We start from the raw sequence: 526 nt of genomic DNA on the forward strand, positions 1-526 counted from the left end.
TTAAACCTAAATAATGCCAAAAACGCACCCGTTGATGACGTCAGTTGTGCTGTTCTATATTGTCATGACACAGGCATTATTCAAGGTTTCACTGTACTCCGATCGCTTTGAATTATAGAACTGCGGCGTCATCAAAAGTAGCCGAGTAAAAAGTCAGTGCTTTGGGGCAAAGTGGCAAAAGTTTCGGCAAGCTGACGGCGAATGTCTTATACTAGGGGGCTTGATTTGTCGCGAATATAAAGCACATCGTCATAAGGCAAACTGTTTGCTACGACGACAAGGCTTGATAGTCAGTTGCTATTGGATATCCCTGTGAGGCAAGTATGAACAGCGTAGAAAAACGGGCAATCTTTGGGGTTGGTGGTATCTTTGCCCTGCGCATGATTGGTCTGTTTATGATCGTGCCAGTGTTTTCGGTCTACGGCGATAATTACGCGCATGCCACGCCATTTTTGATCGGTTTGGCGGTCGGTATCTATGGGCTAGGTCAGGCGATATTTCAGATACCCATGAGCCTTGCCGCTGA

At 46.2% G+C, this 526-nt stretch carries 1 pseudogene; it reads left to right on the top strand.

Features of this window, described 5'->3' with window-relative positions:
- Positions 1-323 precede the first annotated feature (323 nt).
- A pseudogene (locus ACTXGO_RS16190) lies at positions 324-526 on the top strand (MFS transporter); the annotation flags it as partial.

The sequence above is a fragment of the Psychrobacter sp. T6-1 genome, from assembly GCF_052258445.1.